Below are 23034 nucleotides of genomic sequence, written 5' to 3'. Positions count from 1 at the left end.
CCCGGATCGCACGAGGAGAGACGCATGACATCGAGCCGTAACCCGTCGGTCCCGGCGCTGCCCGAGCAGCGCGTGGTGGCCGTCGATGACCTGTCGGTCACGTTCCGTCGCGAAGGCGCGACGTTCGACGCGGTGCGCAACGTGTCGTTTCACGTCGATCGCGGCGAGACGCTCGCGATCGTCGGCGAATCGGGCTCGGGCAAGTCGGTCACCTCGCTCGCGCTGATGCGACTCGTCGAGCACGGCGGCGGCGAAATCACGAGCGGCCGCATCGCGTTCCGGCGCCGTGGCGGCGCGCTGGTCGATCTCGCGCAGGCGAGTGCCGCGACGATGCGCGGCATCCGCGGCGCGGACATCGCGATGATCTTCCAGGAGCCGATGACGTCGCTGAACCCGGTGTTTACGGTCGGCGACCAGATCAGCGAGGCGATCGCGCTGCACCAGTCGAAGAGCGCCGCCGAAGCACGCGCGGAAGCGCTGCGGTTGCTCGATCTGGTGCGCATTCCCGAAGCACGCCGCGTGTTCGCCCGCCATCCGCACCAGTTGTCGGGCGGGATGCGGCAGCGTGTGATGATCGCGATGGCGCTGTCGTGCCGGCCCGCGCTGCTGATCGCCGACGAGCCGACGACCGCGCTCGACGTGACGATCCAGGCGCAGATCCTGCAACTGATCCGCGGGCTGCAGGACGAAATGAACATGGGCGTGATCTTCATCACGCACGACATGGGCGTGGTGGCCGAGGTCGCCGACCGCGTGCTCGTGATGTACCGCGGCGAGAAGGTCGAGGAGGGCGAGTCGGACCGCATCTTCGCGACGCCCGCGCATCGCTACACGCGGGCGCTGCTCGCGGCCGTGCCGCGGCTCGGCTCGATGCAGGGTACCGACGCACCCGAGAAATTCCCGCTGCTCAAGGTGGACGGCGCGAGCGCGCCGGCGCCGGCCACGGCGTCCGCCGCGAACGACGCGCAGCCGCCCGTCGATCGCGCCGCGCCGCCGATCCTGCGCGTGCGCGATCTCGTCACGCGCTTTCCGGTGAAGAGCGGCGTGTTCGGCCGCGTGTCGCAATACGTGCATGCGGTCGAGCGCGTGAGCTTCGAGCTGCGCGCGGGCGAGACGCTCGCGCTCGTCGGCGAATCGGGCTGCGGCAAGTCGACCACCGGCCGTTCATTGTTGCGCCTCGTCGAATCGCAAAGCGGCTCGATCGAATTCGACGGCCGCGACATCAGCGCGCTGAAGGGCCCGGACCTGCAGGCGTTGCGCCGCAACATCCAGTTCATCTTCCAGGACCCGTTCGCGTCGCTGAACCCGCGCCTGACCGTCGGCTTCTCGATCATGGAGCCGCTGCTGGTGCACGGCGTCGCGAGCGGCAGCGAAGCGCAGGCGCGGGTCGACTGGCTGCTCGACAAGGTCGGCCTGCCGCCGGAAGCCGCCCGCCGCTATCCGCACGAATTCTCGGGCGGCCAGCGTCAGCGGATCGCGATCGCACGTGCGCTCGCGCTGAACCCGAAGGTCGTGATCGCCGACGAGTCGGTGTCGGCGCTCGACGTGTCGGTGCAGGCGCAGATCGTCAACCTGATGCTCGACCTGCAGCGCGAGCTTGGCGTCGCGTACCTGTTCATCTCGCACGACATGGCGGTGGTCGAGCGCGTCAGCCATCGCGTCGCGGTGATGTATCTCGGCCAGATCGTCGAGATCGGCCCGCGCCGCGCGGTGTTCGAGGCACCGCAGCATCCGTACACGAAGAAGCTGATGAGCGCGGTGCCGGTGGCCGATCCCGCGCGCCGGCATGCGCCGCGCCAGCTCGCGGCGGACGAGATTCCGAGCCCGATCCGCGCGGTCGGCGACGAGCCGCTCGTCGCGCCGCTCGTCGCGGTCGGCCCCGATCATTACGTCGCGACGCATCGCGTCGGCGGCGCGTATTGAGTGGTGGAGTCGTGCGCGGCGACGACGGCGCACGCACCCGCAGGCAGTCGAAACCGAAACGCCCGTGAGGCGTCACCGATTCACCGATAGGAGCCCAGCAAAATGACCCAGCAGCATCCGTTTCCGATGTTTCGTCCGCGCGCATGCTTCGTCGCGCTTGCCGGCGCGTTTGCGCTGTCGGCCGCGCTGCCCGCGTACGCGCAGCAGACCGCGGTGATGGCGGTGGATTCGACCTTCACGACGATGGACCCGTACGACGCGAACGACACGGTGTCGCAGGCCGTCGTCAAGTCGTTCTACCAGGGCCTGTTCGGCTTCGACAAGGACATGAAGCTCGTCGACGTGCTCGCGACGGGCTATGAAGCCAGCCCCGATGCGAAGACGTACACGATCAAGCTGCGCTCGGGCGTGAAGTTCCATGACGGCACCGATTTCAACGCGGCGGCCGTGAAGGCGAACTTCGACCGCGTGACCGATCCCGCGAACCACCTGAAGCGCTACAACATGTTCCGCGTGATCGAGAAGACCGAGGTCGTCGATCCGACCACGGTGAAGGTCACGCTGCGCGAGCCGTTCTCGGCGTTCATCAACACGCTCGCGCACCCGTCGGCCGTGATGATCTCGCCGGCCGCGCTGAAGAAGTGGGGCCGCGACATCGCGCTGCATCCGGTCGGCACCGGACCGTTCGAGTTCGTCGAGTGGAAACAGACCGACGACCTGAAGGTGAAGAAGTTCGCGGGCTACTGGAAGAAGGGCTATCCGAAGATCGACGCGATCGACTGGAAGCCGGTGGTCGACAACAACACGCGCGCGGCGCTGATGAAGACGGGTGAAGCCGATTTCGCGTTCCGCATTCCGTTCGAGCAGGCGACCGAGCTGAAAGGCAACCCGAAGGTCGACGTCGTCGAGCGGCCGTCGATCGTGCAGCGCTACGTGTCGCTGAACATGCTGCAGAAGCCGTTCGACAACCCGAAGGTGCGCCAGGCGCTGAACTACGCGGTGAACAAGGAAGCGCTCGCGAAGGTTGCGTTCTCCGGTTTCGCGACGCCGTCGACCGGCGTGGTGCCGCAGGGCGTCGATTACGCGACGAAGCTGGGCCCGTGGCCGTACGACCCGGCGAAGGCGCGTGCGCTGCTGAAGGAAGCCGGCTATCCGAACGGCTTCGAGACGACGCTGTGGTCCGCGTATAACAACTCGACGTCGCAGAAGGCGATCCAGTTCGTGCAGCAGCAGCTCGCGCAGGTCGGCGTGAAGGTGCAGGTGCAGGCGCTGGAAGCCGGCGAGCGCGTCGCGAAGGTCGAGAGCGCGCCGGATCCGGCGAAGGCGCCGGTGCGGATGTACTACATCGGCTGGTCGTCGTCGACGGGCGAAGCGAACTGGGCGATCACGCCGCTGCTGGCCGGCGCGTCCGCGCCGCCGAAGCTCGTCAATACCGCGTACTACAAGAACGACGCGGTCGACGGCGATCTGACGAAGGCGCTCGAGACGACCGATCGCGCGAAGAAGGCCGAGTTCTACGCCGATGCGCAGAAGCAGATCTGGGCCGATGCGCCGTGGATCTTCCTCGTGCAGGAGAAGATCGTGTATGCACGCAGCAAGCGGCTGCAGGGCGCGTACGTGATGCCGGACGGCTCGTTCAACTTCGACGAGATCTCGCTGAAATGACGGCGGTTCGTCCGCCACGCAGTGCCGGCGGCGCGAGCCGCCGGTGCGCTGATTCGATCGGTGTCCCATGCTGAATTTCCTCGTCAAACGCCTGTTCGGCCTGCTGCCCACGCTCGCGATCGTCGCGGTGCTGGTGTTCCTGTTCGTGCACCTGCTGCCGGGCGACCCCGCACGACTCGCGGCCGGCCCCGAAGCCGACGACGCGACGATCGCGCTCGTGCGCGCCGACCTCGGGCTCGACCGGCCGCTGCCCACGCAGTTCGCGAACTTCTTCGTGAAGATCGCGCACGGCGATTTCGGCGTGTCGACGCGCAGCAAGCGGCCGGTCTCGACCGAGATCGGCGAACGCTTCATGCCGACGCTGATGCTGACGCTCGTCAGCATGGTGTGGTCGACGCTGTTCGGGATGGCGATCGGAATTGCGTCGGCGGTCTGGCGCAATCGCTGGCCCGACCGTATCGGGATGACGCTCGCGGTGTCGGGCATCTCGTTTCCCGCGTTCGCGCTCGGCATGCTGCTGATGGAAGTCTTCTCGGTGAAGCTCGGCTGGCTGCCGGTCGTGCCGGACGGCTCGTGGAAGAGCTACGTGCTGCCGTCGCTGACGCTCGGCGCCGCGGTCGCGGCCGTGATGGCGCGCTTCACGCGCGCGTCGTTCGTCGAGGTGCTGAACGAGGACTTCGTGCGCACCGCGCGTGCGAAGGGCGTGCACGAGCCGATGATCGTGCTCAAGCACTGCCTGCGCAACGCGATGATCCCGGTCGTCACGATGATGGGGCTGCAGTTCGGTTTCCTGCTCGGCGGCTCGATCGTCGTCGAGGTCGTGTTCAACTGGCCGGGGCTCGGGCGCCTGCTCGTCGACGCGGTGACGATGCGCGACTACCCGGTGATCCAGGCGATCGTGCTGCTGTTCTCGCTGGAATTCATCCTGATCAACCTGACCGTCGACGTGCTGTACGCGGTCATCAACCCGACCATCCGGTTCAAGTGAGGCGCGAATGAACGCGACTGCCCAGCCCGCGGCGCCGGCCGCACCGACCGCGATCCGCACGCCGTGGCGCGAATTCTGGCGCAAGTTCCGCAAGCAGACCGTCGCGCTCGTCGCCGGCGGCTTCGTGCTGGCGCTCGTGGTGCTCGCCTTCGTCGGCCCGCACATCGTGCCGTTCGATCCGGAGAACTATTTCGACTACGACGCGCTGAACGCGGGGCCGTCGGCCGCGCACTGGTTCGGCGTCGATTCGCTCGGCCGCGACATCTTCAGCCGGATCGTCGCGGGCACGCGCATTTCGCTCGCGGCCGGCTTCTTCTCGGTCGCGCTCGGCGCGGCGATCGGCACGTTGTTCGGGCTGCTCGCCGGCTATTACGAAGGCTGGTGGGACCGCATCACGATGCGCATCGCCGACGTGCTGTTCGCGTTCCCGGGCATCCTGCTCGCGATCGGCGTGGTCGCGATCCTCGGCAACGGGATGGTCAACGTGATCTGCGCGGTCGCGATCTTCAGCATCCCGGCGTTCGCGCGGCTCGTGCGCGGCAACACGCTGATGCTCAAGCACATGACCTACGTCGAGGCCGCGCGCAGCATCGGCGCGTCCGACTGGACGATCATCATGCGGCACATCCTGCCGGGCACCGTGTCGTCCGTCGTCGTTTACTTCACGATGCGCATCGGCACGTCGATCATTACCGCCGCGAGCTTGTCGTTCCTCGGGCTCGGCGCGCAGCCGCCGACGCCGGAGTGGGGCGCGATGCTCAACGAGGCGCGCGCGGACATGGTGACGGCGCCGCACATCGCGGTGTTCCCGAGCCTCGCGATCTTCCTGACCGTGCTCGCGTTCAACCTGCTCGGCGACGGGCTGCGCGACGCGCTCGACCCGAAGCTGGAGCGCCGTTGATGCGCGCCGCACCGATGTGGACGGCGATGCTGCCGCCCGGGCCGCGCGGCACGATCGCCGACGTGCCGGGCGTGACGGTCGGCCATTGCACGCTCGATGCCGGCAACGTGCAGACGGGCGTGACCGTCGTGAAGCCGCATCCGGGCGACGTGTACCGCAGCAAGGTGCCGGCCGGGGCGGCCGTGATCAACGGTTTCGGCAAGAGCGTCGGGCTCGTGCAGGTCGACGAGCTCGGCACGCTCGATACGCCGATCGCGCTGACCAATACGTTCGGCGTCGGCGCGGTTGCCCACGCGCAGATCCGTGCGGCGATCGCGGCGAATCCACAGGTCGGCCGCGACTGGCCGACCGTCAATCCGCTCGTGTTCGAGTGCAACGACGGTTACCTGAACGATATCCAGGCATGCGCGGTCACGGCCGCGCATTACGACGACGCGTGCCGCGCGGCATCGCGCGACGTCGCACGCGGCGCGGTGGGCGCCGGACGCGGGATGTCGTGCTTCGACCTGAAAGGCGGGATCGGCTCCGCGTCGCGCGTGGCCGTCGCGGCCGGCCGGCCCTATACGGTCGGCGCGCTCGTGCTCGCGAATTTCGGCCGGCTGCCGATGCTGACGCTCGGCGGCGTGCCGCTCGGGCGCATCGTCGCGCAACGGCGCGCGGCCGAAGCTGCCCACACGGCGCCGCCCGAGCAGGGCTCGATCATCCTGTTGCTGGCCACCGATGCGCCGCTCGACGCGCGGCAGTTGTCGCGGCTCGCGCGCCGAGCGGCGGCGGGGCTGGCACGCACGGGCTCCGTCTACGGGCATGGCAGCGGCGATATCGCGCTCGCCTTCTCGACTGCCTATACGATCGCGCACGACGCATCGACGATCGCGCTGCCGGCCCTCGTGGCCGATGCGGCGCTCGATCCGCTGTTCATGGCCGCGGCCGAAAGCGTCGAGCATGCGATCGCCGACGCGTTGCTGCAGGCGGTGACGGTCGCCGGGCGCGACGGTCACGTGCGGCAATCGCTGCGCGACGCGGTGCCCGATCTCGACCGGTTGTTCAACGAAAACGACGAAGGACGTTCGACCCTGCCATGAAGATCCTGATCTCGACCGATATCGAGGGTGTCGCGGGCGTATTCGCCGTCGAGCAGACGCGCGCCGGCAATCCGGAATACGAGCGGGCGCGCCGCTGGATGACCGCCGAGGCGAACGCGGCGATCGAAGGCGCGTTTGCCGGCGGCGCGCAGGCCGTCTGGGTCAACGATTCGCACGGCGGCTATCGCAACCTGCTGCCCGACGGGCTCGATGCGCGGGCGCGCGTCGTGCTCGGCAAGCCGCGTACGCTCGGGATGATGGCCGGCCTCGAACAGCAGCCCGATCTCGTATTCATGATCGGCTATCACGCGAAATCGCAGACGCATGGCGTGCTCGCGCACACGATCAACAGCTTCGCGTTCACGCAGGTGTGGCTGAACGGCGTCGAGCTCGGCGAAGCCGGGCTGTACGGCGCGCTGGCGCGCGAATACGGCGCGCACGTCGCGCTCGCGACGGGCGACGACGTATTCGCCGAGGAAACGCAACCGCTGTTTCCGGACGCGCGTTTCGAGACGCTCAAGACGGCCGGCGGCGCATCGAGCGGCGAGACGCTCACGCCGTCCGCGTCGTGCGCGCGCATCGCGGCCGCCGCACGGGAGACGGTCGCGCAAGCGCTGTCGTCCGGCCGGCGCGCGGGCGCTCATCGGCCCGCGCCGGCCGCTTGCACGCTGCGCGTGCAGACGGCCGCGCTGGCCGACCTGTTCTGCGTGCTGCCGTCGCTCGAGCGTGTCGATGCGGTGACGCTGCGTTTCGACGGGCCGTCGGTCGAGCACGCGGTGCGCACGCTGAACAGCCTGTCGGCGATGTCGTTCATGTTGCGGTGACGCGTGCCGCGCGACGCCGTCGGCGCATGGCCGGCCGGCCGATCGCGGCGGAGCGGACCGCCTTCGATAGCGGGTCATTGATGATGGAATTCGGGCCGTGAGAAATACGCTGCTAGATCCCTACGAACACATTCCCCGGAGCGTGGTCGTGCTCGCCAACGAATTTGCGGCGGGCACGACGTTTCCGGATCATGCGCACGTGCGCGGGCAATTCGCATTCGCGTCGCGCGGCACGATCAGTGTGTCCACGCCGCACGGCCGCTGGCTGGTGCCGCCGCAGCGCGCATGCTGGGTGCCGGCCGGCGTGCGGCACGAATTGACGATGACCGGGCCGGTCACGATGCTCACCGCGTTCGTGTCCGCCGACGCCGCGCAGGCGGCCGGGCTGCCCACCCAGTGCGGCGTGTATGGCGTGTCGCCGCTGCTGCGGCAACTGATCGACGATGCGATCGACTTGCCGGCCATGTACGACGTCGACGGCCGCGCGGGCAAGCTGATGGATCTGCTGATCGCCGAAATCGCGACGATGCCGCGCCTGTCGCTGCATGCGCCGTTGCCGGCTGATGCACGACTGGCGAAAGTATGCCGGCACCTGTTCGCGGCGCCGTCGATCGCGGCCGATCTCGATCGGGTCGCGGCCGACGCGGGCGTGAGTCGGCGCACCTTCACGCGACAGTTTCGTGCGCAGACGGGCGTGAGTTTTGCCGCCTGGCGCCAGCAGGTATGCATGCTCGCGGCGATTTCGCGCCTGACCGACGGGCAACCGGTGACGCGCGTCGCGCTCGATCTCGGTTACGCGAGTGCGAGCGCATTCACGTCGGCATTTCGCCGCATTCTGGGCGACACGCCGAGCCGGTATCTGGAGATTCGTCGCTAGGCGCCGGCGGGTGCGCGCGGGTCGCGCCGGTGCACGGGCCGCGACGCCCAAAAAAATACGCGCCCGCCAACTTCGGCCAGACGCGCTTAAAGGCACTCTGTCTGACAAATGCGCGGACCGCCTGTCGGGCAGCGTCGCGCATGACGCTTGTCATTGTTGCTTCATACGATTCAATTCTGCCGACTCGTTGCAGATAACGAAGAATACGCCGCATAACGCGCAAACGATATCGGGGCGACCCGACGATTGATGTGCTCTCGCAGCATGCGTTTCAATGGCGCGTTCGATATCGGGATGGGAAGTCGATGATGGCAGGGATCCGCAGCCGTTACCGGGCACGATGCGGCGCACCATCGAATGATGGCGACGCGGGCCTCAAAACGCCGTGTGGCGCGATGCCTGCCGGTATCGCGCCACACGACGGTGCGGTTGCATACGAAGCCGGCGAGCGCCGGCGCATGCGTCAAACGTCGAAGAACACGGTTTCTTCCGGCCCCTGCATGCGGATGTCGAAGCGGTAGACGACCGGGCGGCCCGGTTGCGCGTCGCGTTTCGCGACGAGCGTCGCGCGTCGCTCGGCCGGCACCGCGTTCAGCACGGGGTCGACCGCGTTCGCCGCGGCTTCGTCGTCGAAGTACACGCGCGTGAACGCGTGGGTGAGGATGCCGCGCATCATCACGGTCACGTTGATGTGCGGCGCCTCGTCGGCTGCGACGCGGCCCGGCTTCACCGTCTCGACGACGAAGCGCTGCTGCGGGTCGGTGCCCGTGCCGACCCGCGCGAAGCCCGTGAAGCCGGATTTCGCGATGTCGTCGCGCGACGCGGGATAGCGGCCCGCGCCGTCCACCTGCGTGAATTCAAGCACCGCGTCGCCAACGACGTTGCCGTCGCCATCGAACACCTGCCCGACCAGCAGCACATGCTCGCCTTCGGTGTGCGCGGCGGCGATCGTCGGCGTGAACAGGCTTTTCAGGTCGTAGTCGTATTGCTGCGGGCACAGGCCGTACGCGAAGTACGGGCCGACCGTCTGCGAAGGGGTTTGCTTCAGCGTCGTCATGGTTCAGCGCTCCATCGGGGTGGCGTCGCGGCCGCGCAGCACGATGTCGAATTCGTAGCCGAGCGCATAGCCTTCTTCGGTGATGTCCATCGAGAAGCGCGAGATCAGGCGCTCGCGCGCGGCTTCGGGCGTGCCCTGGAAGATCGGGTCGTACGCGAGCAGCGGATCGCCGGGGAAGTACATTTGCGTGACCAGGCGAGAGCCGAAGTATTCGCCGAACAGCGAGAAGTGGATGTGATTCGGGCGCCACGCGTTCGGGTGGTTGCCCCACGGATACGCGCCGGGCTTGATCGTCAGGAAGCGGTAGCGGCCTTCGTCGTCGGTCAGGCAGCGGCCCGCGCCGAGGAAGTTCGGATCGAGCGGCGCGTCGTGCTGGTCGACCTTGTGCACGTAGCGGCCGGCCGCGTTGGCCTGCCACACTTCGACGAGCGTGTTGCGCACGGGCTTGCCGCCTTCGTCGAGCACGCGGCCGGTGACGACCATCCGCTCGCCGAGCGGCTCGCCGTTCTTCACGGCGTTCTTCGTCAGATCGTGGTCCAGCGCGCCGAGATCTTCCGCGCCGTAGACGGGCGCGTACTGGTCGCGCAGCTTCTCCTTCAGCGGGATCAGCGGACGGGTCGGGCCGCGCTTCACGGACGAACGGTACTCGGGGTGAACATAGGCCGGATGCGACGGCCAGTCGCGCGGCGTGAGGATCGTGGGGGAATCCATCGGGGCGTCTCCTGATAGGTATTTCGCGAAGTGGACGCCATGACTTTAGCCAATCCGGAAAGTTATGAAAAATGACCTTTTTTCGTGAATTGCATAACCGTTTGTTATGTTTGTCCCGCCCATGAAAATTCCGCCGGACAGGAACCCTGTCCGGCGGAAAAAGCGATCGGGCTTCGCGTCGTCGGTGACGACCCCGTGCACGGCCCTCCAGCCAGCCCGTCGCTGCTTTTTTGTCTTTCGTTCTCGTTGTTATCCGGTCTCCCCAGGCGTGCCCGTCGTCACGGATGGCGGGGATCGAACACGATCCCGTCGAATTCGAGCGCCAGCGTGCCGCTGCGCAGCAGGGCCGACGGTGTCGACGCGTGGCCGGCGCCGAGCACGTCGTTCACGTACTGCGCGCAGAAGCCGCGCCGCGCGCGCAGATTGAAGCGATTGCCGAGCAGCGCATCGATTCGCCGTTCGGCCAGCGCATGGATGTGGCGCTGCGCGTCGACCGAGGCCGCCGCGACGCGGCGCGCCAGCGCGATGCGTCCGCCGTCGGCACGGGCGACGAAGCGCGACAGCGGCGTGAGCTTCGTCCACGCGAACGCCGTGGCTTCGGCGATCATCGGTTCGTCGCCCGACGTATCGACGACGATGCCGAAGCGGTTGGCCCAGACGCCCGCCGAGCCGGTCGCGGCATCCGGCGCACCGGCCGGCTCGCGGATGAACACGAGATCGCCGACGTGCGCGCCAGCGGCCAGCGTGCGCACGGTGGCGAGCGGCATCGTGCGATCGGTGTCGCGTGCATCGCGCGGGGCGGCGTGGTGCGATTTGCAGGCGGCTGTGTCGATTCGGGCGGTCATTTCGGCTCCGTCGTTGCGTGACAGGACGGAGCGGATTATGCAGACAAGTAACCTGAATTGCTGATGTGGATGTGTGAGTAGCCTAATATCCGACCACGAGCATCATTTTTCGATACCAACATGACCGAGACCGCCCAACTCATCGAAACGCTGAAGCGCCAGTTGAAGGCACAGGGAATGACTTATCGGGACGTCGCGCGTGCGCTCGACATCTCCGAGACGAGCGTGAAGCGGCTGTTCGCGAGCGGCCGCTTCACGCTGGAGCGCATCGCGGAGATCGCGCAACTGCTCGGCTATACGCTCGCCGAGCTCGTGCAGGAAGCATCCGCGTCCGCGCCGCGCTTGCGCGTGCTGACCGAGCAGCAGGAGGCGTTGCTCGTGTCGGACGAGAAGCTGCTGCTGGTCGCCGTGTGCGCGATCAATTACTGGACCGTGCAGGACATCGTGTCGGCCTATCGCGTCACGCAGGCCGAGTGCGTGAAGTATCTACTGATGCTCGACCGGATGAACGTGATCGCGCTGCTGCCCGGCGACCGGATTCGCGTACGCGTCGCGCGCGATTTCGACTGGCTGCCGGGCGGGCCGATCCGCCGCTACTTCCATGCGCACGTGCTCGACGACTTTCTCGGCAGCCGCTTCGACGGCCCGGGCGAGACGATGACGTTCCTGCAAGGAATGCTGACGGACGCGGCCGCCGCGGAGCTCGAACAAGAGTTGCGGCGGCTGAGCAGCAAGGCGGCGGCGCTGCATGCGGAGTCATCGTCCGCGCCGCTCGGACAGAAGCACGGCACGGCCCTGCTGATCGCGAAACGGATCTGGGAGCCAACGGGATTCCACGCGCTGCGGCGCCATGCATGACGCCGTGCCGAACGCTTGGGCCTTTCCGGAAAGTTATGCAAAATGGCGATTCATCGTCATTCGCATAACCACTCGTTATGAATAACCGTATCGCCGACGGTCGCGTCAAATTCCGGCACCTGCAGTGTTTTCTCGCGGTCGCGCAACTGGGCGGCGTGCAGAAGGCGGCCGAAAGCCTGTCGATCACGCAACCGGCCGTGTCGAAGACGATCGCCGAGCTGGAGGCGATCCTCGGCGTGAAGCTGTTCGAGCGCGGCCGGCACGGCGCACAGCCCACCCGCGAAGCGCAACTGTTCATGCCGCACGCGAATGCGTGCGTATTGGCGCTGCGGCAGGGCGTCGGGCTGCTGGCGCGCGAGGGCGGGGCCGCTGCCGCGACGCTGGAAATCGGCATGCTGCCGACCGTCGCGGCTTCGCTCGCACCGGCCTTGATGAAGGCGCTGACCGCGCGCTGGCCGCGCATCGTCGTGCGGATCGCGACGGCCGCGAACGCCGAGTTGCTCGAGCGTCTGAAATCCGGGGCGATCGAATGTGCGATCGGGCGGCTGTCGGAGCCGGAGCGGATGATCGGGCTCGCGTTCGAGCAGTTGTACAACGAGCCGCTCGTCGCGGTCGTGCGTGCCGGGCATCCGCTGCTCGCGAGCGCGGCGCCGGCCGCCGAGCTGGCGCGCTACCCGGTCGTGCTGCCGCCGTTCGGCACGTTGATCCGCCAGTCCGCCGAGCAACTGCTCGGCGCATGCGGCGCGCCGCCGCTGGATTCGTTCATCGAGGTGCTGTCGGTATCGGTCGCGCGCGCACTGGCGCTCGAGAACGATGCGGTCTGGTTCGTGCCGCTCTATGCAGCCGAATACGATCTGTCGGCCGGCGCGCTGGCGCGCCTGCCGCTGCCGTCGGCGGGCACCGACGAGCCGGTCGGGCTCGTGCTGCGTACCGATGCGCAGCCGTCGCCGGTCGCGCGGACGCTGATCGATGCGGTGCGCGACATCGCGCGATCGCGGTTCGGCAATGCGCGCCCGCACCAGGCGCCACGCGCGGCGCGCAAGCGCGCTCGCGGCAAGCGGTGATCCACCGGCCTGGCGGATGCGCCGGGTCCGATCTGCTGCTTGCCGAAGGATTGAGTGGCCATCCGGTCAGTAGCCATCATCGGGGTGCTTGGCATATCGTACCGTTTTTGATACGATGGATGACAAGACGATGGCGAGACAGCAGATTCAGGTCACGCTCGGCGTGCGGTTCTTCCGGACGGCCCGCGGCCACGAGCCGGTGCGCGAATGGCTCGATGCGCTCGGGCAGGCGGAGCGAAGGGCGATCGGCGAAGAGATCAAGACCGTTCAACTCGGCTGGCCGCTCGGCATGCCGCTGGTCCGGAAGATGGCGAAGGATCTGTGGGAGATCCGCGTGACGGTGCCGGGGCGAAGCGCGCGCGTGCTGTTCACGGTCGTCGGCGACACGATGGTGCTGCTGCACGGCTTCTTCAAGCAGTCGCGAGCTACGCCGTCGGACGATCTCGACGTCACCGTCGCGCGCTTGAAAGCGCTGACGCACGCCATCTGAATTCCCCGGTTGCGCCGGAACGCACCGTCTCCGACGGTCGGGCTGCCGGCAACGCCATGCACCTGGAGTACGACATGACGACCACGAACAATCCGCATATCGGCAGCGATTTCGACGCCTTCCTCGAAGCGGACGGCAATCTCGAAGCGGCCACCGCCACCGCGATCAAGCGCGTGATCGCGTGGCAGATCGGGCAGGAAATGAAGGCGCAGCACATCACGAAAACCGCGATGGCCGCGCGGATGAAGACCAGCCGCGCCGCGCTCAACCGTCTGCTCGACGAAACCGACACGAGCCTCACGCTGGCGACGCTCGCGAGCGCGGCCGCCGCGCTCGGCAAACGGCTCAGCTTCGAGCTGGTGCCGGCCTGACGGGCGCGAACGAACGGCGCACGGCCGGATCGGCGTGATCGTTCGTGCGATCGGTGCGGCGAGCCGGTGGGCGTCGGCCCGCGGCGCATATCGGATCATTGACGCGGGCCGGTAACCTGCAGATAAAGCAGTGCGCCGCCCGCGAGCAGCAGCGGGCACAGGAAATACCATCCGGTCGTCACGAACAGCCCGGCGACCGCAATCAGCGAAATCCACGCGCAACGATATGCGATGCCGCCACGCGGCAGCAGCTTCAGCGCAGCCGCCGCGCCGAGCCCGTACACCATCACGAAACACCCCGACGTCACGAGCACGAGCGGCTTCGGTCCGACGTCCGACAGCGCCGTGGCGGCCAACGCGATGGCCGCGAGCACCGCGATCACGCCGAGGCTGCGGCGCGGCACGCCGCCGACCTGGCTGCCTTGCGCGAGCCATGCGGGCAGTGCGCCGTCGCGCCCGAGCGCCGCGCCGAGTTTTGCCGCGCCGGCGAAATATGCGTTCATCGTGCCGAGCGTGAGCAGCAGTGCAGCGGCGGCCGCCAGCACCTGCGCATGGCCGCCGATGCCGCCCGCGATCAGTTCGGCGAGCGGCGCGCCCGATGCACCCGCGGAAGGCCCGAGCACCGTCACGCTCGCGGCGGCCACCGACAGATACAGGAACCCGACGACCACGACCGCGATGCCGGCCGAGCGCGGCATGTCGTGCGCGGGCCGGCGGAATTCGGCCGCGAGATGCGTGATCGCTTCCCAGCCGGCGAAGCTCCACACGAGCAGCGCGGCAGCCTGGCCAACCGCGAGCCAGCCGTGCGGGGCGAACGGATGCAGGTTTGCGGCGCGGGCATGCGGCGCGGACGCAAGCACCGCGGCAAGCAGCAGCGCGACGAGCAGCGCCGACAACACCAGTTGCATGCGGCCCGACACGGTGACGCCGAATGCGTTCGCGGCCGACACGGTCGCGATCAGCGCGGCGGCCGTGACGACGACCGTCGTGTGTCCGCCGCCCGTGACGGCCGCGACGTATGCGCCGCCGAACATCGCGGCGGCCGGCGCGCCGGCCGGCACCGCGAAGTAGAAGCACCAGCCGACGATCGCCGCTGCCTTCGGGCCGAATGCGCGCCGCGCGTAGGTCGACACGCCGCCGGCATCGGGATAGCGGGCGCCGAGTGCGGCGAAGGTGGCCGCGAGCGGCCCGGACAGTACGACGAGCGCGGCCCATGCGAGTAGCGAGGCCGGTCCGGCGACTTCGGCGGCGAGCGCGGGCAGCGCGATCACGCCGGTGCCGAGCACCGCGCCGATATAGAGCGCGGCGCCCTGGAAAATGGTCAGCGAACCCGCGTGATGGGCAGCGGGCGAATCGGCATGCGAAGGCATGAGCGGCAGTCTCCGGAAGTCTTGTCTTGTGTGGGCGAGGCGTGCAAGCGCGCGGTCGATCGTTCGATGCTACCGGAACGATGGCGACCGCGCGGCCCGGCGATCAGTAGTCTTGTGCCGCGTGCGTGTCAGCCGATGTCAGCAGGAACGCGCGAGCCGCAGGCGCGCGTCCTCGCGCGCGGCGGGCGACAGCTCGGGCGCGTAGTGGAACGTACCCGATACCAGCGATGCGACGGGCACGCCATCGCGGAACAGCACGCGATTGCCGGCCAGCGCCGGCACCTTGTCGCCGGGCAGCAGCGTGCCGGCGAGATTCAGCGGGTCGGCGCCCGTCACGCATACATACTGCCCATCGCCCGGTTGCCGGCGCAGTTCGCGCAGGATCGGGATGGCCTCGGGCAGCGCGAACTGCTCGCCCGCGAGCCCGGCGACGAACCGACCGCCGCGAATCTCGCCGCGTGCTTCGAGGCGCTGCAGCACGCGCACGAGTTCGCGCCAGCTCGGCAGCCAGTCGGCTTCGCGTTCGAGCAGCCGCCAGAACACGACGCCGTAGCGGCGCAGCAGCGTCCACACGATGTGTTCGAGTGCGTCGGGATCGGTCGTGGCGGGGCCGCGTTTCGGTGCGGGCGCGCCGTCGTCCGGTGGTGCCCGACGCTGCACGAGCGCCCAGCGGCCGGCGTCGTCCATCCCGCCGATCAGCGCGCCGCCGCGTCGTGTACGCGGTGCATAGGTCGCGCTGCGCTTGACGGCCGGCTTCAGCAGCGCGCGCAGGCCCGCGTAACTGTCCGCGTTCACGAGGCCGGCCGACACGAGTTCGCCGAGCGCCTGTTCGAGTTCGACGGGCAGCATGTGCAGGTCGTCGAGCAATGCGTCGAAGAACATCGCGCCGTGCGCGGCAAGCGCGTCGCGCACCTGTGTGGCGCGTGCGGATAGCGCCGGCTGCGCATCGGGATCGCGCAGCGCCTGCCATGCGGAAAGATGGCGGCGCGGCAACAGCACGATCGGCGTCGTCTTCACGGGCGTGCCGGCCGCGCGCGCCGGCGCGCCGATGCGGGTCCACACCAGCTTGCCGGAGCGGCACAGCTCGTCGAGGCCGCCCGCCGTGTAGTCGGTGAGCCGCGCGGGCAGCAGCGCGTCTTCCCAGGCGCTCGCCGCGGCCTCGTAGCCTTCGAGCTGTTCGACCACGGCTGCCAGCGCGTCGCGACCGGTGCCGCGCGTGTCGGGCGTCAGGTGCTGCCAATGGAACAGGAAGCGCATGAAATCGGCGCGTTCGACCGGCTCGATCTCGCGACGCAGCCGCTTCACCGTATAGCGATGAATGCGCGCGAGCAGGTGACGTTCGCACCATTCGTCGGTCGTCACGCCCGGCGTGAAGCGGCCGCGCATCACGTAGCCTTCGCGCTCCAGCGCCACGAGCGCCGTCGCGATCGACGCGGGCGGCAGGCCGAGCGGCGCGGCGATCGCATCGAGCGTGAGCGGCCCGAAGCCGGTGAGTCGCGCGCGGATCACATCGACGAGCGCCGCATCGGCTTCCCACGGCTGCGCGCACGCGGCCGGTACCTTGAGCGCCGGTGTCGTGCGGGCGTCGGGATGCAGCGCGCGCACGCACACGAGCCGCTCGACCGGCACCCACAGCACGGCGCCGCCCGGCGTCGCGAGTTTCGTCGCGCGGCGGCGTTCCGCGAGTTCCGCGAGTCGCTCGGGCCAGCCTGCGTGCGCGTGCGCCTCGCTGTCGGCGACGCATGCGAGCGTAAGCAGCGCATCGTGCATTTCGTCGGCGTCGCGCGCGAGCGGCCACGCTTCGTCGCGCACGGCGGCGATCGCGTCGGCGTCGAGCGCGCCGAGATCGTCGGCCGATTCGGGATCGCTCCAGCGGCGCGACTGCACGGCCTGCGTGCGGCGTTCCTCGAGCGGCGCATCGTCGAGGAATGCGTAGGGCTTCGCGTTCAGGATCTCGGCCGCGAGCGGCGACGGCGCGGGCAAGTCGCGCTCGACGAGTTCGATCGCGCCGCTCTCGATCCGGCGCAGCAGCGCAAGCCAGCCGTCGGTGTCCATCGCGTCGTGCAGGCAATCGTCGAGCGTCTGGTCGACGAGCGGATGATGCGGAATCTCGCGTTCGCCGACGATGTTCTCGAGACATGCGGCCTGATCGGGGAACACCGTCGCGAGCAGATCGTCGCTCTTCATCCGCTGCAGTTGCGGCGCCGTGCGCCGGCCGCCGGTGAAACGCGGCAGCGCAAGCGCGGTGGTCGCGTTCCAGCGCCAGCGCACGCCGAACATCGGCGCGTCGAGCAGCGCCTGGATCAGCACGTGCTCGGCGCTGGCCGAACGCAGGTAGCGCCACACTTCGTCGAGTGCGAAGCTGTGCGCGAGCGACAGCGACAGGATGATCGCGTCGTCGGTCGCGGCGGCCTGCAGTTCGAAGTTGAAGTTGCGACAGAAGCGCTTGCGCAGCGCGAGCCCCCATGCACGGTTGATCCGGCTGCCGAACGGCGAATGGATCACGAGCTGCGTGCCGCCCGATTCGTCGAAGAAACGCTCCATCACGAGCGTGTCCTGCGTCGGCAATGCGCCGAGCGCCGAGCGGGTGCGCGCGAGGTAGTCGGCGATCTGGCGTGCGGCGTCGGGCGACAGGCGGAGATCGTCGACGAGCCAGCGCAACGCGGGCGCGAGGCGGCTTTCGGCGGGCGCGAGCGCGGTGGCGGCGGCATCGGTTCGCGAGTCGGTGACGATGCCGGCCAGGGCCGCTGGTTGGGCGTTACCGTGCGTCTCCGTCTTGCCCGCCGCGTTGCCGACCGCGCGCTTGCGTCCGCCGGCGTTCGCCTGCCGGTCGCCTTCCGCGAGCAGGCCGTCGATCCGTGCGCGCAGCCGCCCGACCGCCGCCGACAGCTCGTCGCTGCGTCCGAGCCCCTCGCCGAGCCAGAACGGAATGCTCGGCGATTGACCTTGCGCGTCCTCGACGCGCACGCGGCCCGTTTCCACGCGAATGATCCGGTACGATTGGTTGCCGAGCTGGAACACGTCGCCGGCCAGACTTTCGATCGCGAAATCCTCGTTGACGGTGCCGACCTGGATGCCCTGCGGTTCGAGCAGCACCGCGTAGTCGGCCATGTCGGGAATCGTGCCGCCGGAGGTGGTCGCGGTCATCATCGCGTTGCGGCGGCCGCGCACGGTGCCGCCGACCACGTCGCGGTGCAGGTACGCGCCGCGCACGCCGCGGCGGCTCGTGAATCCCTCGGCGAGCATCTTCATTACTTCGTCGAAGCGTTCGCGCGTCAGCCGCGCGTACGGCGCGGCGCGCGTGAAGCTCGCATACAGCGCGTCTTCGTGCCATTCCGTGCACGCGACTTCGGCGACGATCTGCTGCGCGAGCACGTCGAGCGGCGCTTCGGGAATCCGCAGCGCATCGAGTTCGCCGCGTTGCACGCAGTCGAGCAGCGCCGCGCATTCGACCAGCTCGTCGCGCGACAGCGGAAACAGCCGCCCCTTCGGCACGCCGCCGACATGGTGCCCCGAGCGGCCGACGCGCTGCAGGAACGGCGCGATGCCGCGCGGCGAGCCGACCTGGCAGACGAGATCGACGTCGCCGATGTCGATGCCGAGTTCGAGCGACGCGGTCGCGACGAGCAGCTTCAATTCGCCGCGTTTCAGCCGCTGCTCCGCGTCGAAGCGGTGCTCCTTAGCCAGACTGCCGTGATGCGCGGCGATCGCGTCCTTGCCGAGCCGGTCGGCGAGATGGCGCGCCATGCGCTCGGCGGTGCGCCGCGTGTTGACGAACACCAGCGTCGTGCGATGCGCGGCCGCGAGCCCGGCGATGCGGTCGTACACCTGTTCCCACACGTCGGTCGCCATCACCGGTTCGAGCGGCACGTTCGGCAGTTCGAGCGCGAGGTCGCGCTCGCGGGTGTGGCCGGTGTCGACGATCGCGCAGTCGCGCGGCGCGTCGGCCGGCCCGCCGACGAGGAAGCGCGCGACCGCGTCGATCGGCTTTTGCGTGGCCGACAGCCCGATGCGCGGCAGCGCGTGCCCGGCCAGCGCGTCGAGGCGTTCGAGCGACAGCGCGAGATGGCTGCCGCGCTTGGACGACGCCAGCGCATGGATTTCGTCGACGATGACCGAGCGCACGCTCGACAGCATCTGCCGCCCCGACGTGGACGACAGCAACACGTACAGCGATTCGGGCGTCGTGACGAGGATGTGCGGCGCGCGCTTGCGCAGCGCCGCGCGCTCGGCCTGCGTCGTGTCGCCGGTGCGCACCGCGGTGCGGATCGCCGGGACCGGCAGGCCGAGTTGCGCGAGCGATTCGGCGATGCCGGCGAGCGGCGCGTCGAGGTTCACGTGGATGTCGTTCGACAGCGCCTTCAGCGGCGATACGTAGACGACCAGCGTCGCGTCGGGCAGCGTGCCGTCGTGCGCGAGCGCATCGCGCACCAGATCGTCGAGCGCGCACAGGAAGGCGGTGAGCGTCTTGCCGGAGCCGGTCGGCGCGGCGACGAGCGTGGAGCGGCCGGCCTTGATGTGCGGCCACGCGAGCGCCTGCGCGCCGGTCGGCGCGGCGAACGTGCGCCGGAACCACGCGGCGACGGCCGGGTGGAACACGTCGAGCGCGCGGGCGGCAGGGCGGGTAGCTGTGACGTCCATCGGAGCGTTGAAATGGGGTGCGAGCGTGCGGATTGATCGCACGCGAGTCGAATCGTCAGTGTGCCAGACGCCACCGGTGCGTGCCGGCCATGCGTGCCGACGATTCACCGTCAGATGGGGGCCTGCAGCGCGCTTTCAATGGACGGAAAGTTGCGTGCACGTCGACATGCCGATCGCGTGCCGATTTGTGTCGAATTGCAACTAGACGCGATGCAGCCAGCCGAGCCAGTGTTCGATCAGCGGCGCACGCGACCACAGCGATTGCGCGAGCCACAGCGTGCCGGCCCAGGCGGCGGCCACGACGATCAGGTCGCAATGCCCGCTGTTCCACAGGTTGAGCGAGTGGCGCCGCCAGATCCACGGTACGCCGAGCGGATTGGGCCAGTCGGCGAGCAGATGCATCACGCCGCCGCAGGCGAAGCCGAACAGCGGCGCGGCCCATGGCGGATGCGGATGATGGATGAGCCCGTGCCATCCGAGCGCGAGCAGCGCGATCCAGCCGATGCCCCAGTGCGTGAGGGTGCGATGCGTGATCCACAGGCGGCGCTTGCGGCTCCACCATGCGACTTCGAGCCAGTCGGGCGCGGTGCCGCCCGCGACGCCCGCCGCGAACGCGGCGAGCATGCCCGAGTGCCACGGGCCGGTTGCGCCGGTTTGCGCGACGAGGACGGCGGCGGCGACGCCGGCCGCGACGCCGGACGCATGATGCGCATTGTGTGATGCCATAGGAAGCGAGACGGGGAAACGTGAAGCGGCGCGTGCACGAAACGATGATGCGGCGCGCAAGCGGGGCGCTATCTTCGCAGATCGGCCTGTGCCGCGGGCGGGTCGTTCGCAGATTTTTTTGCATCGGCGGCGAGGGCCGTCGCACGGTTCGCAACTTTCGGTTTTGTGCATTGCGCGATGGCGTGCGCCGCGGGCGATGGCGAACGATCCCCATGCGCGTCGCGTCGCGGCGCCGCAACGTGAGCACGCGTACACAACCGGCACGCTTTCGTCGCCGCCGTGTGTTCGACCCTTTTTGTCCCCCTATACTACGAAGCCGGCATATGGCCGTCGGCGCGCCAGCGGCCATCCACGGATCAGGTGCTCGTCGCGCCTGAAGGAGATCCACATGGGGGACATGCAATGACTACGCTGAATCGCTTCAAATCATCCGCCGCCGTGCTGGCGACGGTGGCCGGCATCGGCTTCCTGCCGAACGCGCCCGCCTATGCGAAAGGGCCGCAGCCCGCGGTCCTGACGAGTTCCGCGGTGGCGGTGGCCGACAAGTACAGCGCGGATGCGGCGGAGCGGATCTTCAAGGAAGGCGGCAACGCGATCGACGCGGCCGTCGCGATCGCGTTCACGCTCGCCGTCACGTACCCGGAAGCCGGCAACATCGGCGGCGGCGGCTTCATGACGATCTACAAGGACGGCAAGCCGTACTTCATCGACTACCGCGAGCGTGCGCCGCTCGCCGCGACGAAGGACATGTACCTCGACAAGGACGGCAACGTCGTCAAGGGCATGAGCCTGTACGGCCCGCGCGCGGTCGGCGTGCCGGGCACCGTGGCGGGCATGTGGGAAGCGCAGAAGCGCTTCGGCAAGCTGAAATGGAAGCAGGTGCTCGCGCCGGCGATCCACTATGCGCGCGACGGCTTCGTCGTCGACGAGCAGCTCGCGCAGCGCGGCGTCGACGCATCGAAGGAGTTCGGCGGCAAGACCAACTTCGACAAGTACTTCTCCGGGCTGAAGGCCGGCGCGAACTTCAAGCAGCCGGATCTCGCCGACGTGCTGACGCGCATCGCGGACGGCGGTGCGGAAGGTTTCTACAAGGGCAAGACGGCCGAGCTGATCGCCGCGTCGATGAAGACCGGCGACGGCAACGGGCTGATCACGACCGAAGATCTCGCGCAGTACCGCGCGGTGTGGCGCCAGCCGGTGCAGGCGAAGTGGAACGGCTACGACGTGATCACCGCGCCGCCGCCGAGCTCCGGCGGCATCGGCCTCGTGCAGCTGCTGAAGATGAAGGCCGACCTGAAGCAGGACTTCGAGGGCGTGAAGCTCAACTCGCCGCAGTACATCCACCTCGTCGCGGAAATCGAGAAACGCGTGTTCGCCGATCGGGCGCAGTATCTCGGCGATCCCGACTTCTACAAGGTGCCGATCGCGCAGCTGACCGACGATGCGTACATCGCGAAGCGCGCGGCCGAGGTCAACCCGAAGGAGCCGTCGGACACGAAGAGCGTGCAGCCCGGCCTCGGCACGACGATGCCGGAGAAGGCCGAAACGACGCACTTCTCGGTGGTCGACAAGTGGGGCAACGCAGTGTCGAACACGTACACGATCAACGGCTACTTCGGCTCGGGCGTGATCGCCGACGGCACCGGGATCGTGCTGAACGACGAGATGGACGACTTCTCCGCGAAGCCGGGCGTCGCGAACATGTTCGGCGTGGTCGGCAGCGACGCGAATGCGATCGAACCGAAGAAGCGCCCGCTGTCGTCGATGTCGCCGACGATCATGACGAAGGACGGCAAGGTGTCGCTCGTGATCGGCACGCCGGGCGGCTCGCGCATCTTCACGTCGATCTTCCAGGTGATCAACAACATCTACGACTTCAAGATGCCGTTGAAGGAAGCCGTCGGCGCGATGCGTTTCCATCACCAGCTGCTGCCGCCGAACACGATCTTCTGGGAGCCGTACCACCCGATCGAAGGCGAACTCGCGAAGCAGATCGAGGCGCGCGGCTATACGCTGAAGGGACAGGATTTCAGCGGCGACATCCAGGTCATCAAGATCGACGGCAAGACGCCGGAGGCGATGGCCGATCCGCGCGGGCGGGGCGTGACGCGGATCATTCGTTGACGTTGACGTGAATCGTGCGTGCGCGTCGGCGACAGCGGCCGCGCGCGCCGTTCGGCAGCCGGTGTTTCGATCCGGCTGCCGAATTTTTTCAGCCGGTCGTTCGGATGATGCCCCGCGATCCGCGCGGCAATGGCATCGCGCGCATCCTCGAAGCAGTTGTGCCCGACAGCCAGCCGCTCGATCGGCGCGGATGGAAACAGTGCAGTAAAGAGCGGCAGGAAGTGTTCGGCGCCAAATGTTCGGTCGGCGTCTCCCCAGATCGCGCGCGCAGGCTGTTTCCGTTGCTCGTCGCTGCGACAGTGGGGCGACGATTTCTTCTTCGAACCGGATGAGGCACACGTGTTGCGCGTCGGCCGGAAAACCGGGCTGTCGGTCAGGAAACCGGCGTTGCGTTCGCAGGGCGGGCGCGTGCCGGGGCCGGATGACACGGTCGTGCCGCCGCCGCCCGACCCACGCGCGGCGAGCCGGCGGGAGTCGCGCGCGCGGGCGGCGGGTTGCCCGCATGCCGCTTTCGATG

At 68.6% G+C, this 23034-nt stretch carries 18 protein-coding genes and 1 pseudogene; 12 read left to right on the top strand and 7 right to left on the bottom strand.

The window, feature by feature from the left end; genetic code table 11:
- The first annotated feature begins 24 nt into the window (after positions 1-24).
- The 7 genes from WS61_RS12280 to WS61_RS12250 all read left to right on the top strand — a co-directional run bounded on the left by WS61_RS12280 (position 25) and on the right by WS61_RS12250 (position 8260).
- Entirely contained in the window at positions 25-1923 is a 1899-nt protein-coding gene (locus WS61_RS12280) for a dipeptide ABC transporter ATP-binding protein (protein ID WP_059500718.1), read from the top strand.
- A 102-nt stretch (positions 1924-2025) separates the two neighbouring features.
- Positions 2026-3588, top strand: coding sequence for a glutathione ABC transporter substrate-binding protein GsiB (gene gsiB / locus WS61_RS12275; RefSeq protein WP_059500717.1), 1563 nt, complete (start codon positions 2026-2028; stop codon positions 3586-3588).
- Positions 3589-3655: 67 nt separating this feature from the next.
- On the top strand, positions 3656-4576 hold the full coding sequence (gene gsiC / locus WS61_RS12270) for a glutathione ABC transporter permease GsiC (RefSeq protein WP_059500716.1): 921 nt from the start codon (positions 3656-3658) through the stop codon (positions 4574-4576).
- A 7-nt stretch (positions 4577-4583) separates the two neighbouring features.
- A complete protein-coding gene (gsiD, locus tag WS61_RS12265) occupies positions 4584-5477 on the top strand; it encodes a glutathione ABC transporter permease GsiD (protein ID WP_059500715.1) in 894 nt (297 codons plus the stop codon).
- The gene (locus WS61_RS12260; protein ID WP_059500714.1) at positions 5477-6559 is read left to right on the top strand and encodes a P1 family peptidase; all 1083 of its coding nucleotides are present in this window, start codon (positions 5477-5479) and stop codon (positions 6557-6559) included. Before gsiD ends, WS61_RS12260 begins: the two co-directional genes overlap by 1 nt.
- A complete protein-coding gene (locus tag WS61_RS12255) occupies positions 6556-7383 on the top strand; it encodes a M55 family metallopeptidase (RefSeq protein ID WP_059500713.1) in 828 nt (275 codons plus the stop codon). The genes WS61_RS12260 and WS61_RS12255 overlap by 4 nt, the downstream gene beginning before the upstream one ends.
- 97 nt (positions 7384-7480) lie before the next feature.
- Positions 7481-8260, top strand: a complete 780-nt coding sequence (locus WS61_RS12250; protein ID WP_059500712.1) for a helix-turn-helix domain-containing protein — start codon at positions 7481-7483, stop codon at positions 8258-8260.
- A 463-nt stretch (positions 8261-8723) separates the two neighbouring features.
- On the opposite strand, the gene pcaG is transcribed toward WS61_RS12250, so the two are convergent.
- The 3 genes from pcaG to WS61_RS12235 form a co-directional block, all read right to left on the bottom strand.
- Positions 8724-9317 carry a protocatechuate 3,4-dioxygenase subunit alpha gene (gene pcaG / locus WS61_RS12245; RefSeq protein ID WP_059500711.1) on the bottom strand — a complete coding sequence of 198 codons (594 nt, stop codon included), beginning with the start codon at positions 9315-9317 and terminating at the stop codon, positions 8724-8726.
- A 3-nt stretch (positions 9318-9320) separates the two neighbouring features.
- The gene (pcaH, locus tag WS61_RS12240) at positions 9321-10028 is read right to left on the bottom strand and encodes a protocatechuate 3,4-dioxygenase subunit beta (protein WP_059500710.1); all 708 of its coding nucleotides are present in this window, start codon (positions 10026-10028) and stop codon (positions 9321-9323) included.
- 278 nt (positions 10029-10306) lie between these two features.
- The gene (locus tag WS61_RS12235; RefSeq protein ID WP_059500709.1) at positions 10307-10873 is read right to left on the bottom strand and encodes a YiiX/YebB-like N1pC/P60 family cysteine hydrolase; all 567 of its coding nucleotides are present in this window, start codon (positions 10871-10873) and stop codon (positions 10307-10309) included.
- 120 nt (positions 10874-10993) lie between these two features.
- On the opposite strand from WS61_RS12235, the gene WS61_RS12230 reads away from it, so the two are divergent.
- The 4 genes from WS61_RS12230 (at position 10994) to WS61_RS12215 (ending at position 13656) form a co-directional block, all read left to right on the top strand.
- Positions 10994-11731 (top strand): helix-turn-helix domain-containing protein, encoded by a 738-nt coding sequence (locus WS61_RS12230; RefSeq protein ID WP_059500708.1) that lies wholly within the window; start codon positions 10994-10996, stop codon positions 11729-11731.
- A 77-nt stretch (positions 11732-11808) separates the two neighbouring features.
- Complete coding sequence (pcaQ, locus tag WS61_RS12225) at positions 11809-12795, top strand: pca operon transcription factor PcaQ (protein ID WP_059500707.1); 987 nt, start codon at positions 11809-11811, stop codon at positions 12793-12795.
- 130 nt (positions 12796-12925) lie between these two features.
- The gene (locus WS61_RS12220; RefSeq protein ID WP_059500873.1) at positions 12926-13285 is read left to right on the top strand and encodes a type II toxin-antitoxin system RelE/ParE family toxin; all 360 of its coding nucleotides are present in this window, start codon (positions 12926-12928) and stop codon (positions 13283-13285) included.
- Positions 13286-13359: 74 nt separating this feature from the next.
- Positions 13360-13656 (top strand): XRE family transcriptional regulator, encoded by a 297-nt coding sequence (locus WS61_RS12215; RefSeq protein WP_012338300.1) that lies wholly within the window; start codon positions 13360-13362, stop codon positions 13654-13656.
- 95 nt (positions 13657-13751) lie between these two features.
- Here the strand turns inward: WS61_RS12215 and WS61_RS12210 are convergent, their stop codons facing one another.
- The 3 genes from WS61_RS12210 to WS61_RS12200 all read right to left on the bottom strand — a co-directional run bounded on the left by WS61_RS12210 (position 13752) and on the right by WS61_RS12200 (position 20393).
- Positions 13752-15026 (bottom strand): APC family permease, encoded by a 1275-nt coding sequence (locus WS61_RS12210; protein WP_059500706.1) that lies wholly within the window; start codon positions 15024-15026, stop codon positions 13752-13754.
- 138 nt (positions 15027-15164) lie between these two features.
- Positions 15165-19667: a DEAD/DEAH box helicase gene (locus tag WS61_RS12205; protein WP_059500705.1), complete on the bottom strand. Its 4503-nt coding sequence runs from the start codon at positions 19665-19667 to the stop codon at positions 15165-15167.
- Between the two features lie 201 nt (positions 19668-19868).
- Positions 19869-20393, bottom strand: a complete 525-nt coding sequence (locus WS61_RS12200) for a metal-dependent hydrolase (RefSeq protein ID WP_059500704.1) — start codon at positions 20391-20393, stop codon at positions 19869-19871.
- 402 nt (positions 20394-20795) lie between these two features.
- On the opposite strand from WS61_RS12200, the gene ggt reads away from it, so the two are divergent.
- On the top strand, positions 20796-22517 hold the full coding sequence (ggt, locus tag WS61_RS12195; RefSeq protein WP_011547886.1) for a gamma-glutamyltransferase: 1722 nt from the start codon (positions 20796-20798) through the stop codon (positions 22515-22517).
- 88 nt (positions 22518-22605) lie between these two features.
- Here ggt and WS61_RS33230 read toward each other — a convergent pair.
- Positions 22606-22798, bottom strand: a pseudogene (locus tag WS61_RS33230) (alpha/beta hydrolase); the annotation flags it as partial.
- Positions 22799-23034 lie beyond the last annotated feature (236 nt).

Source organism: Burkholderia sp. ABCPW 11 (assembly GCF_001523445.1).
In the GTDB taxonomy this organism is placed as follows: Bacteria; Pseudomonadota; Gammaproteobacteria; order Burkholderiales; family Burkholderiaceae; genus Burkholderia.
Note: the sequence above shows the minus strand (reverse complement) of the source record. Positions and strands in the feature narration are given on the sequence as shown.